The organism is Aquimarina algicola, assembly GCF_006443095.1.
In the GTDB taxonomy this organism is placed as follows: domain Bacteria; phylum Bacteroidota; class Bacteroidia; order Flavobacteriales; family Flavobacteriaceae; genus Aquimarina; species Aquimarina algicola.
Window position 1 is genome coordinate 295,336 of the sequence record NZ_VFWZ01000008.1, and the last position, 15,789, is coordinate 311,124.

Consider the following 15,789-nt stretch of genomic DNA (forward strand, 5'->3'; position numbering starts at 1 on the left):
ATTTTAATTTATCCTTTTGATATGCAAAAGGTAAATTAGTTAAACATTGGTTTCCGTCTTACTTGGACGGACAAGGTTGTGTTGTTGTAGTTGCGCGACCAATGAAAAACTAAGGCATGCATTTGCGTGATAATAATTGCAAATGCTTTTTATTAGTGTAATATACTAAATTAAAAGAGAGGCGCGCGGCCTCTCTTTTTGTGATTATTTTCTTAATCCTAATTCTTTTACAATTGCACGATATCTCATGATATCTTTTTTCTTTAGATAGTCTAGTAAATCTCTTCGCTTACCTACTAATTTTACTAGAGAACGCTCTGTGTTAAAATCTTTACGATTCTTTTTCAAGTGCTCTGTTAAATGAGTAATTCTGTGGGTGAATAATGCAATTTGCCCTTCTGCAGAACCACTGTCATTCTTATCTTTACCGTGCTTGGCAAAAATTTCTTCTTTAATTTCTTTTGTTAAATACATTCCAATATTATTTAAATGATTTTTATGTATAGATAACTCTTTGTTATCAGCGTGCAAATATACTACTTTTTAGTTGCGAAAAGCATTTTATATAAATAAATCACATTCTTAAAGATTTTCTTAATTAAGAATGTGATTTGTGTTATACTATGTTATGCAATTGATTAGTTTTGAAGAGGCCTGTTTAAAATCAGATTAAGATACAAGTTTACTTTTCTTTTAAGTTCTTGTCTAGGTGTTATAAAATCTAAAAAGCCATGTTCTAATACGAACTCTGCTGTTTGAAACCCTTCTGGTAGTTCTTTTCCTGTTGTATCTCTAACTACTCTTGGTCCTGCAAAACCGATCAAAGCACCAGGTTCTGCAATATTAATATCTCCTAGCATAGCAAAAGATGCTGTTGTACCCCCAGTGGTTGGGTCTGTACAGAGTGATATATATGGTATTCCTGCATCTGCAAGCTGAGCTAGTCTAGCAGATGTTTTAGCCAATTGCATTAAGGATAATGCAGCTTCCATCATACGAGCTCCACCGGATTTGGAAATGATTAAGAGAGGGATTTTGTGTTTTAAAGAATAATCTGCTGCACGAGCTATTTTTTCTCCAACAACGCTACCCATAGAACCTCCTATAAACGAAAAATCCATACAAGCGATAACTAGGTCATTGCCCGAAGATTTACCAACAGCTGTTCGAACCGCATCTTTTAAATTAGTCTTTTCTTGTGCGTCTTTAAGACGATCTACATATTTCTTTTTGTCTTCGAACTTAAGAGGATCTTTGGAAGAAAGGTTTTTATCAAGTTCGGTAAAAGTATTATCGTCAAATAAAATTTGAAAATACTCTTTACTACCTATTCTTACGTGGTAACCATCTTCCGGACTTACATAAAAATTTTTTTCTAATTGTTCGGCGTCTACAATTTTTCCTGTTGGAGACTTATACCAAAGACCCTTGGGGACGTCTTTTTTGTCTTCGGTTGCAGTTTGTATACCTTTTTGTGTTCTTTTAAACCAAGCCATAAAGTTTACTAATTAAAAAAGCTGAAGAAAATATGATTTTATATTTTTTTCAGCTTTAATGTTTACGTTTATAATGTATTTACATTATTAAGATCTTCAAATGCTTTTTCGAGACGTTTTTTGAATGTAATTTCTCCTTCTCTTAGCCATTTTCTTGGATCATAATATTTTTTATTAGGTTCTTCTGATCCTTCAGGATTTCCTATTTGTGTTTTTAGATATTCAATATTATTTGTCATATAATCACGAATCCCTTCATTGAATGCGAATTGAAGGTCTGTATCAATATTCATTTTGATAACACCATAACCTATGGACTCTCTTATTTCTTCTACCGTAGATCCACTACCTCCATGAAAAACAAAGTCAATATGATTATGATCAACATTATATTTTTCTGAAATGAACTCTTGTGAATTCTTTAGGATTTTTGGAGTTAGTTTAACATTACCAGGCCTATATACACCATGTACATTACCAAATGCAGCAGCTACTGTAAATTTATCACTTGCTTTGCTCAATTCTTCATACGCATAAGCAACTTCTTCTGGTTGCGTGTATAGTTTAGAATCGTCTACATCGCTGTTGTCAACACCATCTTCTTCTCCACCAGTAATTCCTAATTCTATTTCTAGTGTCATTCCTATCTTGCTCATACGTGTAAGATACTCTTTACATATAGAGATGTTTTCTTCTAGTGGTTCTTCAGAAAGATCAATCATATGAGAGCTATATAGAGGTTTACCCGTTTCTTTATAAAACTTTTCTCCTGCATCAAGTAAACCATCAATCCAAGGAAGTAATTTTTTTGCACAGTGATCAGTGTGTAAAATTACTGGTACTCCATAAGCTTCGGCCATAAGGTGTACATGTTTTGCTCCTGCTACTGCTCCTGCAATTGCTGCTTTTTGATTGTCATTTGATAGCCCTTTTCCGGCATTAAATTGCGCTCCTCCATTTGAAAATTGAATAATAACGGGAGCGTTTATTGCAGCTGCAGTTTCTAATACAGCATTTATAGAGTTAGATCCGATTACATTGACTGCTGGTAAGGCAAATCCTTTTTCTTTGGCGTATTTAAAAATAGCCTGAACTTCGTCTCCTGTTGCAACTCCTGGTTTGATGTTGTGATTCATAATTTAGTTTTGGTTCATTTAAGTTTACAAAAGTACTAAAATAATACGTAATCCTGTATGTTAATAAAAGGTGTTGTTGTTCTTGTTTTTGAGTAGATAAAACCACTTGTTTTCATGCTAGAAAGGGTAGTTAATTCCAAAATTATAAACGGCTTCAGAAAAATTATATCCTTTAAACCATCTTTGATCTTGATCATTTGCAGGGTTAAATGTTTTAAATCCAATGTCTAACCTCAATACAAAAAAATTGAAATCATATCTAAAACCAAAACCACTACCAACGGCTAGCTCTTTGAGGTCTTCAAAACCAGAAAAAACTGCTTTCTCTTCTTCTATATTGTCAAATACATTCCAAATATTTCCTGTGTCTATAAATAAGGCTCCATTGAGTGCTCCCAGAATATTATATCTGTACTCCAAGTTGAAAGCAAGTTTCATATTTGCTTCATTAAACTCGTTTCTTCCGCCGCTACTACCAGGACCTAAGTCATAAGCAAGCCATGCTCTGTTATCATTTGGACCCCCACCAAAGAAACTTCTTGCAAAAGGAATATTGTCTGCATTACCATATGGTATCGCAATACCTCCAAAGGTTCTCATTGCAATTACATTTTTTTTGCCTAATCCCCAATGTTTGATGTAATCGATTTCTGTTTTTGCATATTGCGAAAATTCTACTCCAAAAACTTCAAATCGTTCATTCGAGTTTTCTTTTAATCCTGCAAGATTAGATATGGTACTTAGTACATTTCCGGCAAATTCTATTTTTGTTCTAAATCTCGAATAGCTTTCATCATAGAGATTTTCTCTATTGTCTTTTATAAAACTATAGCTACTGGCAAGAATTAAATTGTCTTCAGTAAGACGGACCTTACGCTCATTGATATTTCTGATTTCTTGTATTTGATCTTGCGATAGGTCTGAATCTGGTTCATTACTTAAAGATTGTTCAATAAAACCGTCTGCACCAGAGGGGATATTGAGAATGGCGTCGTCTCTATTAGGAATGCTTCCGTCTGATTGTTCAAAAAATGGGGAGTCAGGTTCAAGGACTTGTGTGGCAATATTGTTTAAGCGTCCAAAAGATATATTGTAAATATTGAAATAATTATCAGTATTTAAATTTCTTACATATTGTATGTTTACTATATCTAACTGATTTGTTATTGTATTGTTGGGTTTCCATGTATAATTAAAAACTCCTCTCGCATTCTGTTTATCAAGTCCAATGTTTTGCTGTATGTTCAGACCAAAAATCAGATTTGTAGAAGGAGACATATATTTTGGGATGATCTTATTTGTTTTAAGAGGGAAAAGTATTTTGGGGAATGATAATCTTACATCGGCTCCAATTTCAGAAATATTAAAAAACTGTTCCCCTACATCGACTCCATCATTTGAAGACCCGATACTTCCTCGCCCTGAGATTTCTAGAATTTCTGCTCCGCCAAATACATTACGAATTAATAAAGAACCCCCAAAACCTATTCCAAATACTTGTATACTTGATGTAGAGACATCAAAATCAGCATTGAAACTATATTTTTTTCTAGGGGTTAGTAAAATATTAGCTACTAAACTTTGGCCTGAAACATCATCTTTATCTATATCGTATCTAATATTTGGATATTTAAAAGTTCTGAGGTTATTAATTTGATTATATGTGAATGTCCTGTCTTTATCTCTAAAGATTTCTCCCGGAGTAATCAGTACAGAATTAGTAATTGCTTTTCGGGTATATTTTATTTCGTCATATCCATATATGTTATATCCTTTATAAAAAGTACTGTCTTTCGGTTTTTTATCTCGGTTTTCGTATGTGTAATCTGTAAATACGTTTACCTTGCTAATTTTATGGACTTTAAAAGGTATTCTTGCAGTAGAATCTCCATAGGTAACAGGCCGATTTCGAATCAGAAGATTCAGATTAACCTTATGCCCAGTATTGTTGGTATCAGCATCAAATTTTATATATTCTTTTTCAAAATGATAAAGACCTGAGTTTCTGTATAAAGACGTAATTCTATCTCTTTCTTCTTCTATATCAGAGGTTTTGTATTGTGTTTTGGAGACGATTTTGGAGTCTTGATTATTAGCTTGATATATAGAGTCAGCAACTTTAGATTCTATTTTTGTGTTTACAGAATCAATAAAATATGCCTGGTGCGGTTTTATATAATAATTTACAGTTGCTTTTTTGGTAGCTGTCGTATCTATTGTATAATCAGTTTCTACATTAAACCATCCATTATTCCAGTAATATGCTTCTAATCTTTTTGAAGATCTTTTTACTTTTAATTCGTTAACTATCGTAGGAGGTTCTCCAGAACTTTTTATCAATTCATTTATACTCTCTAAACTTTCTCCTAGTCTGTTGACTTGTTTTTTAGAAAGTAACCGTGTAATTCTTTTTTTTCTTTTGGGTTTTCGATGTAACCATTCTTGATATAAAGAATCTTTATTTTCACTAGCTAAATTGTATACGTGAAGCCTAATAGGAATACCTAGTAATTTTGTGTTGGGTTCTTGTTGTAATTGATTATAAAGTTTAAAGTCCTTTGTCTTAGCACTATCAACAAATATTTGATTTTTGTCTAATAAATATTGATTCTCCGGAACTTTTTTGACTGAATCACAAGAAAACAAAAAGATGGTAGTTAATGTAATTAATAATATTTTTGCAGTAAAATGTCTCAATCTTTTTTTGTTATGGATTCAAAAATACACTATTTGTATGGTTAGTAAAAACCAAAAAAAGCTAATAAAAAGTTTAAATCAAAAAAAATACCGAAAACAACACGGTTTGTTTGTGGCAGAAGGTAAAAAGGTAATTCATGAATTACTTGATGCTAAATTTAAAATTCATTCTATTTTTACTGTTGATGAGTCTTTATTTGATTTGCCAGAAAGACTTGTGCATGTTATTACCGTAGATGAGTTAAAACAACTTAGTTTTTTGTCTACTCCTCAGTTAGCATTAGCCATATTTTATATCCCAGAGAGTAAGCCTGTTGATAAAGAGGCATTAATTGTCGCTTTAGATGATGTAAGAGATCCGGGTAATTTAGGAACAATCATTAGATTATGTGATTGGTTTGATATTAGAGACCTTGTTTGTTCTGCTGCAACAGTAGATTGTTTTAATCCAAAAGTAATTCAGGCTACTATGGGTTCTATTACAAGAGTTAATATAAGTTATGTTCATCTCGAAGAGTTCTTACACTCTGGTTTTTCTAAAGAAAGTATTTTTGGAACTTTTATGGATGGAGATTCTGTCTATCAAAAAAAGTTGCCCAAAAAGGGGGTGGTTATTATGGGTAATGAAGCAAATGGTATCTCAAAAGTTATTGAGAGTTCTATTCAAGAGAGAATAGCAATCCCACAATTTGGCTCAGATAAAAGTACTGAAAGTCTCAATGTAGCTACGGCTGCTGCTATAATATTAAGCGAATTCCGTAGATCTTGAAAAATTATTGAAATGTAAAATTGATGAAAATTCCTCTTGTAGACATTTTGTCTATAGTAGAAGTATAAGGGCTATTAGGATCATTATCTCTTACCAATTCATCTGTCATCGCAAAAACACCTCTGATTGACGGAGTAAATTTAAAATAATATAGATATAAATCGATACCAAAACCTATTTCATAATAATTAGTGTTGGTTTTCATTCTGAACTCACCAACGCTATTATCATCTGGATTATCTTCATTGCTTGATAGGTTAAGAGAGGTTGATACCCCACCGATGATAAAAGGTTTGATATTATTAATCCTTTTGGTAGATACTTTAAGAAGCAAAGGAATGTGTACATATGTAGACCTTACTTCTCTAAAAGTTTCAAATTCTGATGTAAATAATGGATTAGAAAATGTCAAATCTCTTCTTGTAAAGGTTACCATTGGTTCTAATCTTAAATCTAAATAGTCATTGATTCTCATATTACCTAGTAGACCTACGCTAAACCCTACACTATTTTTAACCTCTATGTCTTCGTCTAGAAAATCTGAAGTATAATCAAAATTGAAGTCATAAGAATTAAATCCTAAAATATAACCCCAACTAAATCTAGGTTTATCAAAATTTTGAAGGTTTTGTACCTTTTCTTTAGTAAATAATTGTGCACTCATGTGTTGAGCAAATACTAAAGCAACAATTAAAATAACTATTTTTTTCATATCATTTTGTGGCGGTATAAATTGTGGCTACACCAAAAGTTTGCGGTCTATCTTTAACTTGTATAAACCCAATTTTTCTCAAAATATTGTTGAACTTTTCTCCATAAGGAAAAGCAGCAGCACTTTCGCTTAAATATGAATAGGCAGATTTGTCTTTAGAAAACATCTTTCCGATGCGGGGCAAAATATTCTTAGAATATAGTTTATATCCTTGTTTATAAGGCGTTTTGGTAGGTATAGATGTTTCTAGAACAACAAAAATACCTTCTGGCTTAAGGACTCTATAAATTTCAGATAATCCTTTTTCAAGATTTTCAAAATTTCGTACCCCAAAGGCTACTGTAATAGCATCAAAATAGTCATCTTCATAGGGGAGATTTTCACTATCTCCTTTTACCATTTTTATCGTAGTATCTAATTTTTTAGAATTGATTTTCTGTTTCCCTACTTCTAGCATTCCTTCAGAAATATCTAATCCTATAATCTCACTAGCACCTGTTTCAGAAAGATGAATAGCTAAATCTCCTGTTCCTGTAGCAACATCCAGGATACGTTCGGGGTTAGTGTTTTTTATTAGTTTGACTACTTTTTTACGCCATTTTATATCAATACCAAAAGAAATAACACGATTAAGGCCATCATAATCTTCAGAAATGGTATCAAACATCTCTTCGACTTGTTCCTTTTTTGAACGATTTTTGTCGTTATATGGTGTTATTTTTTTAGACATTTACAAAAATTTAGGCAAATATACAGTTTTGAGTCCTATCATCAGAATAGATTTGAATTAAGTTAGAAATTATCAAAATTTTACCAGTTTATTAAATTGCACTATCTTTGTTTTCTGATTTCGTATTAGGCTGTTTATTGTATCAATTTGTATGATAGAATAATAGTATAATACAATTTTATCTATAGATGGAAAACAATATACAAAATCAATGAAAATCATTATTGCCGGAGCCGGTGAGGTGGGATTTCATTTGGCAAAACTGCTCTCCTTTGAGTCTCAAGATATTACGCTTATAGATACCGATAAGGACTGTCTTAATTATGCAGATACTCATTTGGATATCAAAGTTATTAAAGGAGACGCTACTTCTATTTCAATCCTTAAAGACGCAAGAGTAGAAAATGTAGACATGGTAATTGGAGTAACCTCTAGCGAGACTACAAATATTACTGTATGCGTCTTAGCAAAACAATTAGGAGCAAAAAGGACTATTGCTCGTATTTCTAATGCAGAATTTTTAGAAAATAAAGACGAGATTGGCTTTACAAAAATTGGAATTGATGAATTAATCTCTCCAGAAGCATTAGCCGCAAGCGAGATAGAATTACTTCTTAATCAATCTGCTTTTAGTGATAGTTATGAGTTTGAAGGTGGGGCGCTAACAATGGTAGGAACTACTTTGTCTAAAGAAGCTTCTTTTATCGGAAAAAGTGTGAGAGAAGCAGCAGAAGTGTTCCCAGAGCTTCATTTTATGCCTATAGCAATACAGCGATCAGGAACCCAATATACGATTATACCCAGAGGAGATACTACATTCAAAGAAAATGATCAGGTTTATTTTGTGACTTCTAAAGGAGGTGTAGAAGAGTTGTACAAGTTAACCGGAAAGGTTAAAGAAGATATTAGAAATGTGATGATTCTTGGAGGGAGTAAAATAGGTTTTGAAACTTCTTGCGATTTATGTGATCATAAATTTAGGGTAAAACTTATTGAAAAAGATAAAGATAGGTCTTTTGATCTTGCAGATGATTTGCCAAATGCTCTTATTATAAATGGAGATGGACGTAATGTAGAGTTGCTGGAAGAAGAAGGTATTGATAAGATGGATGCCTTTATCGCAGTAACTGGTAATTCTGAAACTAATATTATGTCTTGCTTGATGGCAAAGTCAAAAGGTGTCAGAAAAACTATTGCTCTAGTAGAAAATATGGATTATTTTCAGTTGTCTCACTCTATCGGTATAGATACGCTTATCAATAAGAAACTTCTTGCAGCAAATAATATATTTAGATTTATACGAAAAGGAGAAGTAGTTGCAATGACCAAACTTAATAATATGAATGCAGAATTATTAGAGTTTGTTGTAAAACCAACTTCTGAAGTAAGTGATAATTTGATCAAAGATCTCGATTTTCCTCGTTCTGCTATTATCGCAGGAGTAATTAGAAATGGAGAAGGAATGATTCCATTAGGAGATTTTTATATACAAGCAGGAGATCGTGTCGTAGTTTGTAGTTTGCCTAAGTCTATAAAGAAAATAGAAAAGCTCTTTTTGTAAAAAATGTTTAGATTGAATTATAAAATCATCTTGCATATTATGGGGCTTTTGTTGCTCTGTAATGGCTGTTTTATGTTATTGGCCACTATACTCAGCTTTTTTTATGAAGATGGGGTCACAATTGAGATTATGACAGCTTCACTAGCTACAATATTTGTAGGTGTAGCGCTTATGTTTTTGACTCGAGAACATAAGAAAGAGATCAATAAGAGAGAAGGGTATATAGTAGTAACCTTTGGTTGGATTTTTATGTCTCTTAGTGGAACGTTACCATACCTTTTTTCTGGAGCGATACCTTCGTTTACAAATGCCTTTTTTGAAACCATGTCTGGTTATACAACCACAGGAGCAACTATCCTTAATGAAATAGAAATTATACCCGAAGGGGTTTTGTTTTGGCGTAGTTTAACACATTGGATCGGGGGTATGGGGATTATAGTATTGGCAATAGCAATATTACCCTTGTTAGGAATAGGAGGGATGCAGCTTTTTGCGGCAGAAGCTCCTGGGCCGAACACAGATAAATTACACCCTAGAATTACTGATACTGCAAAACGATTATGGTTAATTTATGTAGGATATACCGCAGCAGAAACTATTTTGTTGCAGCTCGCAGGGATGAATTTTTTTGATGCAATTAATCATGCGTTGAGTACATTGTCTACAGGAGGTTTTTCTACTAAAAATGCTAGTGTTGCATACTGGAATGATGAACCTATTATTCAATACATTATTATTCTGTTTATGTTTTTGGCAGGAATGAACTTTGTTTTGAGTTATTTTGGGTTTAAAGGAAAAATTCAGAAAATCATAAAAGACGAAGAATTTAAATTATATGCCTTTTTTGTTTTGGCTTTCTCAATTATTGCAGCAGTAGTGATTTACTATAAAGCAAATGTAAGTATATCTTCTATAGATCATCCAATGGTTTGGGGAGAAGCAGAGAGTGCTTTTAGGCATGCTTTGTTTCAAGTGCTTGCCGTAGTAACGACAACAGGCTTTGTTACAGCAGATTTTACAATGTGGACTCCTTTTCTTACGATCCTTTTCTTCGGGATCATGTTTTTAGGAGGGTCTGCAGGTTCTACCTCTGGAGGAATGAAGGTTGTTAGGCATTTAATAACAATACGTAATGGTCTTTTAGAATTTAAAAGAACACTTCATCCTAGAGCGGTATTGCCTGTTCGTTATAATACAAGGGCAGTTTCTAAAGAAATTGTATTTAATATACTAGCGTTCTTTATTCTGTATATGCTTGCCTTTATTATAGGTTCTGTTGTGTTGGCAGCGCTCGGTTTAGATTTTGAAACAGCCATAGGAGGTGCAGCATCATCTTTGGGTAACATAGGACCAGCGTTTGGAAAACTTAGCCCAGTAAATAATTTTGATGTTCTTCCTGCTTTTGGCAAGTGGTGGTGTTGCTTTTTAATGCTAATAGGGAGGTTGGAACTATTTACAGTTCTAATACTTCTTACTCCATTTTTCTGGAGAAACAGGTAATTTAATTTTTTAGATGTACGAGACTATTTATCTAAAAATAAAATAGATTTTCTAGATGTTCTTACCAGTAAGATACCTCGTGGTAAGCCCACGAAGCATCGGTTGGAAAATAATTTTGAGGCAAGCCTCGGAGCATTTAACTAACTCTCAATCATCGTCGAGTAAATTATTACTGCATTTGCCAGTTCCAAACAGCATTAGAGTTACTCGTGGGCCATAATTCTACCACTTTTTTTACGGTATCTTTGACCTCGCCTGTGATGCTTTCTTTGTGCTTGTCTTCAATTAAAAAGATATCCAGTATCGATTCGTAATACCCTTTACAATTATTGGTATTAAACTCTTTTTCTGGTTTGATGTTGAGGATTTCATCATCTGTTCTTGAAACGTTAAAACTTTCTTTAAAAAGTTCTAAAATGTTTTTTTTAACAATTCGTTCTTTTTCTAAGATATTCATAGGGGAAAAACTTAAGTTGGTAGTTTCGAATAACTTTAATTATCAATTAATTACATTAAATGAGAATCTATAACTCAAATTTCATGTATTTAGTATGTTGGGATGATGTATATTGTGATAAAAATAAGTTAAAATTTAAGGAATGATATAGTGGTATGTTAACATTTAACAAGTAAAATCGGCTACTTTTGACAAAAAGTAGCCGATTTTATAAACGTATAAATATTTTTAAGTCTAGCTTACAACCTCTTTAATTCTTTTAATCGCTTCTGTGATTTGTTCGGCACTGGCAGCATAAGAAATTCTAATACAATTTTCATTTCCAAAAGCTATACCTGTCACAGTTGCAACGTGTGCGTTTTCCAACAAAAACATAGAAAAATCTGTTGCATTTTCAATTTTTTGTCCTTTAAGTGTTTTTCCAAAATAATAAGAGATATCAGGAAAAACATAAAATGCTCCTTGAGGTTCATTGCATTCAAAACCTGCAATTTCGGATAATAAGTTTAAAATTAGTTTTCTACGTTCTTTAAACTCATCAACCATATATTTTATATTGCTCACGGGCGCCTCTAGGGCAGTAATAACTGCTCTTTGCGCAATACAATTAGCTCCACTTGTTACTTGACCTTGTATTTTATTGCAGGCTCTGGCAATTTGAGTAGGCGCTCCTATGTATCCGATTCTCCAACCGGTCATAGCAAAAGCTTTAGCTACCCCATTAACCGTTACTGTTCTGTTATACATATCATCAAATTGCGCCATAGAAGCATGTGTGCCTTCACCTACGTAATTGATGTGTTCATAAATTTCGTCACTTACCACAACAATATCGGGGTATTTTTGTAGCACATCTGCCAATGCTCTTAATTCTTCTTTGCTATAGATAGATCCACTTGGATTACATGGAGAACTATACCAAAGCATTTTTGTTTTGGGAGTTATAGCTTTTTCTAACTGTTCAGCAGTCATTTTAAAGTCTGTATCAATAGAGGTTTTGACTTCAACAGGAATACCGCCGGCTAATTTTACAATGTCACTATAGCTCACCCAGTAAGGACAAGGTAGAATAACTTCGTCTCCCGGATTAATACAAACTTGTGCAATGTTATAAAGCGCTTGTTTAGCTCCTGTAGAAACTACAATTTGTGCTGGGTCATAGCTAAGATTGTTGTCTCTTTTAAATTTTGTAATAATTGCGTTCTTAAGCTCTACATATCCATCAACTGGAGTGTAAGAGTTATAATTATCATTTACAGCTTGTATTGCAGCGTCTTTTATAAAATCTGGTGTATTAAAATCAGGTTCGCCAAGACTGAGCCCAATAATATCTTTTCCTTCGGCTCTTAATTCTCGAGCTTTTGCAGCCATGGCCAGTGTAGCAGAGGCTTTAAGAGCATTGATTCTGTCGGATAATTGGTTTTTCATCTCTGATACTTGTGTACTCATGTGGTTTAGTAAATAAAAGTTATGTATGTATTGCGGGGTTCATACCCATTTCTTTCAGGTGTTTGAAATGTGCAATGATCGCACCGCGAGTTGTTTTATATTCATTATATGGTAAATTAAATTCTAAAGCCGTTTGTTTTACAATTTTAGAAATTTTAGTATAATGAATATGACTAATATTTGGAAAAATATGATGCTCTACTTGATGGTTTAATCCTCCTGTAAACCAATTGATAAGCTTGTTTTTGGTAGAGAAGTTAACAGTAGTAAATAGTTGATGTACTGCCCATGTGTTTTTCATGTTTCCAGTATCGTCTGGGATAGGCATTTCTGCACTTTCTACCATATGTGCGAGCTGAAAAATGACACTTAATATTAAGCCTGCTACATAGTGCATGATAAAAAAACCAATAAGGATTTTCCACCAAGCGATAGACATGATAATCATAGGGAGTATAATCCAAATAGATAAGTATATCATTTTAGTAATAACTACAGTACTCCATTGTTTTAGAGGACTAGGTAATTTACCATATGCAAGTTTGCGGGCAAGATATCTTTTCGTTTGTTTAAAATCGGTAGTTAATGCCCAATTAAATGTGAGCAATCCATATAAGAATATAGAATAATAGTGTTGAAATTTATGAAAACGCCTCCATTTTGCATGTTTTGTAAATCTAATGACTATCCCAGCATCCATATCTTCGTCATGCCCATGTATATTAGTATAGGTGTGATGCAAAACATTGTGTTGAACCTGCCAATTATAAACATTGCCGGCTAGAATATACATACTGCTACCCATAAGTTTATTGATCCATTTCTTAGAAGAGTAAGAACCATGATTGCCATCGTGCATTACATTCATTCCTACACCTGCCATTCCTACTCCCATAATGATTGTTAAAAGGAGCATCCACCATTGTGAAATGTCTAGCGTGAGTATTAGAAAATATGGTGTTAAGAATATAGAAAACATGATTATTGTTTTCAAATATAAACGCCAATTGCCGGTACGCTTGATATTATTCTCTTTAAAATATGAATTAACTCTCTTATTGAGTATTCTAAAAAAATTGGCAGAATCTTTTCTGCTGAAACGTATGTTGGGAGTGGTCATGATAATGCTTTTATGACTCAACGTAATGTTTTGTTGTTATATTGAGTAAAGGTAGTTATTTATTACTTTTTTTAGCTTCACTTAAGTTAAAATATCTGATAGAACTTCTATTTTTGTCATCTAAATGTAAATAAGTGGAAATTTTATTAAAATATTTTCAAAATTTAACAGAAGAACAGCACGAACAGTTCACGAAGTTAAAAGAGTTGTATGTAGAATGGAATGCAAAAATCAATGTGATCTCGAGAAAAGATATCGATAGTTTGTATGAAAGACATGTGTTACATTCTTTAGGTATTGCAAAAGTACTTGAGTTTAAACCTAATTCTTCTGTTTTAGATGTTGGTACAGGAGGTGGTTTTCCTGGTATACCTTTAGCAATATTATATCCTGAAACTCAATTCTATCTTGTAGATGTTATTGCAAAAAAAATTAAGGTCGTAAACGAAGTTGCAACGTCTTTAGGTTTAAAAAATGTAAAAGCAGAACAAAAAAGAGCTGGTACATTTGATGATAGGTTTGATTTTATAGTTAGCAGAGCAGTAACGAATATGCCGGATTTTGTAAAATGGGTACGTAAAAATATCGCAAAAAAAAGTATTCATGAATTGCAAAATGGAATTTTATATTTGAAAGGAGGGGATTTGACAGATGAACTTTCTAGTTTTCCGAAAGCTGTAGAACATGATTTGTCGAACTTTTTTGAAGAGGAGTTCTTTGAAACTAAAAAAGTAGTCTATTTACCAATTAAATATAAAGTTTAATGTCTTTTTGATTAACCCGATTAAGATATTTTCTATTTTACTTGACTCATAATTACCTTATCAAAAAATCTATCTCCAAAATATTTTCTTATAAAAAGTAAAGGTTTTGCATATTTTCCTGCAGAATATCTTGTTTTGGGTCTGCGGGCTTTAATTGATTTTAAAATAAGTTTGGCAATTACAGAGCTAGGAGAACCTCCTCCCGTTTTGTTATAAGTATCAATCGTAGATTTTTTAATTGCTTCTGCTAGATCTTTGTATGCGGTATTTCCTGATCTTTTGATCATGGGTGCGGTCATAACATCTCCAAACTCAGTTTGTATTGCACCGGGTTCTATGATAATGACATCGATACCAAACTGCTTTAGTTCTAATCTTAGGCAATCAGACCATCCTTCTAAAGCATGTTTTGTAGCATGATACCAAGCTCCCAAAGGAGTGTACATTTTGCCTCCTATAGAAGAAATGTTAATGATTTTTCCTGATTTTTGATTACGCATGTGCGGTAATATCAATTGTGTAAGTTTTGCCAGACCAAATAAATTAACTTCAAACTGTCTTCTGGCATCACTTATTGTTGTGTCTTCTACAGCACCATAAATAGCATATCCGGCATTATTAATTAAGATATCTATTTTTTTATGGTTGTCGATAATGGTATTTACTGTTTTGATAATATCTTGCTCTTCGGTTATATCCATTTGTAAAGGGAGACCACCTATCTCTTTTAAGTCTTTCATGTTCTGCAATCTTCTTGCAGCTGCATATACAATATGACCTTCATTAATTAAAGTTTTGGCTGTTTCTTTTCCTATTCCTGAAGAAGCTCCGGTTATTAAAATTATTTTTTGAGTCATTTTATCACTGTTGTAAAGAATGGTTGATTGATGACAAGAATAATAATTATTTTGTCATATTATCTGTGTTAGAACCTTATTTGTTGTTTAAATCAATTCTCATTTCTACAAGATGTTTTTCAAAACCGGCTTTTTCGTATGCTCTGATGGCCTTAGGGTTTTTTTCGTAAACAGTAAGCCTGATTTCATGTAAATTATTTTCTTGAAACCAATGACATAGATATTTTATAATAGCTTGACTTATTCCTTTACCACGATGCTCATCTTTTACATACATGAAACCAATATATCCTTTTTTCTGTGGAAAGAAAAAACGTTTACGATCTCTGACTTGTCCATAACCGCTCCCTACAATTTCGCCATCGATTTCAGCAACTACGACTTCGGTGTTAGAATCTGTAATATATGCACCAATATCATAATAATTGATTTTTTCATTTTGTTTTATAGTGGGATCCATTGGGCGCTCTACTTCTATGATTTTTTGTTCAAAATCGAGTAGAATAGGTAGGTCTTCGATAGATGCGGTTCTGATAATCAT

15 protein-coding genes are annotated in these 15,789 nt (G+C 32.9%); 4 read left to right on the forward strand and 11 right to left on the reverse strand.

Features of this window, described 5'->3' with window-relative positions:
• Positions 1 to 204 precede the first annotated feature (204 nt).
• The 4 genes from rpsO to tamL form a co-directional block, all read right to left on the reverse strand.
• Positions 205 to 474: a 30S ribosomal protein S15 gene (gene rpsO, locus FHK87_RS21575; RefSeq protein WP_140596714.1), complete on the reverse strand. Its 270-nt coding sequence runs from the start codon at positions 472 to 474 to the stop codon at positions 205 to 207.
• A 164-nt stretch (positions 475 to 638) separates the two neighbouring features.
• Positions 639 to 1,496, reverse strand: coding sequence for an acetyl-CoA carboxylase, carboxyltransferase subunit beta (accD, locus tag FHK87_RS21580; RefSeq protein WP_140596599.1), 858 nt, complete (start codon positions 1,494 to 1,496; stop codon positions 639 to 641).
• 68 nt (positions 1,497 to 1,564) lie between these two features.
• The gene (gene fbaA, locus FHK87_RS21585) at positions 1,565 to 2,632 is read right to left on the reverse strand and encodes a class II fructose-bisphosphate aldolase (protein ID WP_140596601.1); all 1,068 of its coding nucleotides are present in this window, start codon (positions 2,630 to 2,632) and stop codon (positions 1,565 to 1,567) included.
• Between the two features lie 117 nt (positions 2,633 to 2,749).
• On the reverse strand, positions 2,750 to 5,329 hold the full coding sequence (tamL, locus tag FHK87_RS21590; RefSeq protein ID WP_140596603.1) for a translocation and assembly module lipoprotein TamL: 2,580 nt from the start codon (positions 5,327 to 5,329) through the stop codon (positions 2,750 to 2,752).
• A 37-nt stretch (positions 5,330 to 5,366) separates the two neighbouring features.
• On the opposite strand from tamL, the gene FHK87_RS21595 reads away from it, so the two are divergent.
• Positions 5,367 to 6,098, forward strand: a complete 732-nt coding sequence (locus FHK87_RS21595; protein ID WP_140596605.1) for a TrmH family RNA methyltransferase — start codon at positions 5,367 to 5,369, stop codon at positions 6,096 to 6,098.
• Between the two features lie 4 nt (positions 6,099 to 6,102).
• Here FHK87_RS21595 and porT read toward each other — a convergent pair whose 3' ends face one another.
• Both porT and ubiE read right to left on the reverse strand, forming a co-directional pair.
• Positions 6,103 to 6,810, reverse strand: a complete 708-nt coding sequence (gene porT / locus FHK87_RS21600; RefSeq protein ID WP_140596607.1) for a type IX secretion/gliding motility protein PorT/SprT — start codon at positions 6,808 to 6,810, stop codon at positions 6,103 to 6,105.
• A 1-nt stretch (position 6,811) separates the two neighbouring features.
• Positions 6,812 to 7,540 carry a bifunctional demethylmenaquinone methyltransferase/2-methoxy-6-polyprenyl-1,4-benzoquinol methylase UbiE gene (gene ubiE / locus FHK87_RS21605; RefSeq protein ID WP_140596610.1) on the reverse strand — a complete coding sequence of 243 codons (729 nt, stop codon included), beginning with the start codon at positions 7,538 to 7,540 and terminating at the stop codon, positions 6,812 to 6,814.
• 211 nt (positions 7,541 to 7,751) lie between these two features.
• On the opposite strand from ubiE, the gene trkA reads away from it, so the two are divergent.
• Both trkA and FHK87_RS21615 read left to right on the forward strand, forming a co-directional pair.
• Positions 7,752 to 9,101: a Trk system potassium transporter TrkA gene (gene trkA, locus FHK87_RS21610; protein WP_140596612.1), complete on the forward strand. Its 1,350-nt coding sequence runs from the start codon at positions 7,752 to 7,754 to the stop codon at positions 9,099 to 9,101.
• Positions 9,102 to 9,104: 3 nt separating this feature from the next.
• Entirely contained in the window at positions 9,105 to 10,601 is a 1,497-nt protein-coding gene (locus FHK87_RS21615) for a TrkH family potassium uptake protein (protein ID WP_140596614.1), read from the forward strand.
• Positions 10,602 to 10,770: 169 nt separating this feature from the next.
• Here FHK87_RS21615 and FHK87_RS21620 read toward each other — a convergent pair whose 3' ends face one another.
• From FHK87_RS21620 to FHK87_RS21630, 3 genes are all read right to left on the reverse strand, one after another.
• Positions 10,771 to 11,058: a hypothetical protein gene (locus FHK87_RS21620; RefSeq protein ID WP_140596617.1), complete on the reverse strand. Its 288-nt coding sequence runs from the start codon at positions 11,056 to 11,058 to the stop codon at positions 10,771 to 10,773.
• A gap of 234 nt (positions 11,059 to 11,292) precedes the next feature.
• Entirely contained in the window at positions 11,293 to 12,486 is a 1,194-nt protein-coding gene (locus tag FHK87_RS21625) for a pyridoxal phosphate-dependent aminotransferase (protein WP_140596716.1), read from the reverse strand.
• Between the two features lie 40 nt (positions 12,487 to 12,526).
• Positions 12,527 to 13,627 (reverse strand): fatty acid desaturase family protein, encoded by a 1,101-nt coding sequence (locus FHK87_RS21630; RefSeq protein ID WP_140596619.1) that lies wholly within the window; start codon positions 13,625 to 13,627, stop codon positions 12,527 to 12,529.
• A gap of 134 nt (positions 13,628 to 13,761) precedes the next feature.
• Between FHK87_RS21630 and rsmG the strand changes: the two genes are divergently transcribed.
• Entirely contained in the window at positions 13,762 to 14,391 is a 630-nt protein-coding gene (gene rsmG / locus FHK87_RS21635; protein WP_140596621.1) for a 16S rRNA (guanine(527)-N(7))-methyltransferase RsmG, read from the forward strand.
• 32 nt (positions 14,392 to 14,423) lie between these two features.
• On the opposite strand, the gene FHK87_RS21640 is transcribed toward rsmG, so the two are convergent.
• Positions 14,424 to 15,248: an oxidoreductase gene (locus FHK87_RS21640; protein ID WP_140596623.1), complete on the reverse strand. Its 825-nt coding sequence runs from the start codon at positions 15,246 to 15,248 to the stop codon at positions 14,424 to 14,426.
• 76 nt (positions 15,249 to 15,324) lie between these two features.
• Positions 15,325 to 15,789: a GNAT family N-acetyltransferase gene (locus FHK87_RS21645; RefSeq protein WP_226294366.1), complete on the reverse strand. Its 465-nt coding sequence runs from the start codon at positions 15,787 to 15,789 to the stop codon at positions 15,325 to 15,327.

Coding starts and splice junctions, on each gene's coding strand:
- rpsO (WP_140596714.1), bottom strand. CDS start 474: ATGTATTTAACAAAAGAAATTAAAGAAGAAATTTTTGCCAAGCACGGT.
- accD (WP_140596599.1), bottom strand. CDS start 1,496: ATGGCTTGGTTTAAAAGAACACAAAAAGGTATACAAACTGCAACCGAA.
- fbaA (WP_140596601.1), bottom strand. CDS start 2,632: ATGAATCACAACATCAAACCAGGAGTTGCAACAGGAGACGAAGTTCAG.
- FHK87_RS21595 (WP_140596605.1), top strand. CDS start 5,367: ATGGTTAGTAAAAACCAAAAAAAGCTAATAAAAAGTTTAAATCAAAAA.
- porT (WP_140596607.1), bottom strand. CDS start 6,810: ATGAAAAAAATAGTTATTTTAATTGTTGCTTTAGTATTTGCTCAACAC.
- ubiE (WP_140596610.1), bottom strand. CDS start 7,540: ATGTCTAAAAAAATAACACCATATAACGACAAAAATCGTTCAAAAAAG.
- trkA (WP_140596612.1), top strand. CDS start 7,752: ATGAAAATCATTATTGCCGGAGCCGGTGAGGTGGGATTTCATTTGGCA.
- FHK87_RS21615 (WP_140596614.1), top strand. CDS start 9,105: ATGTTTAGATTGAATTATAAAATCATCTTGCATATTATGGGGCTTTTG.
- FHK87_RS21620 (WP_140596617.1), bottom strand. CDS start 11,058: ATGAATATCTTAGAAAAAGAACGAATTGTTAAAAAAAACATTTTAGAA.
- FHK87_RS21625 (WP_140596716.1), bottom strand. CDS start 12,486: ATGAAAAACCAATTATCCGACAGAATCAATGCTCTTAAAGCCTCTGCT.
- FHK87_RS21630 (WP_140596619.1), bottom strand. CDS start 13,627: ATGACCACTCCCAACATACGTTTCAGCAGAAAAGATTCTGCCAATTTT.
- FHK87_RS21640 (WP_140596623.1), bottom strand. CDS start 15,248: ATGACTCAAAAAATAATTTTAATAACCGGAGCTTCTTCAGGAATAGGA.
- FHK87_RS21645 (WP_226294366.1), bottom strand. CDS start 15,789: ATGATTATCAGAACCGCATCTATCGAAGACCTACCTATTCTACTCGAT.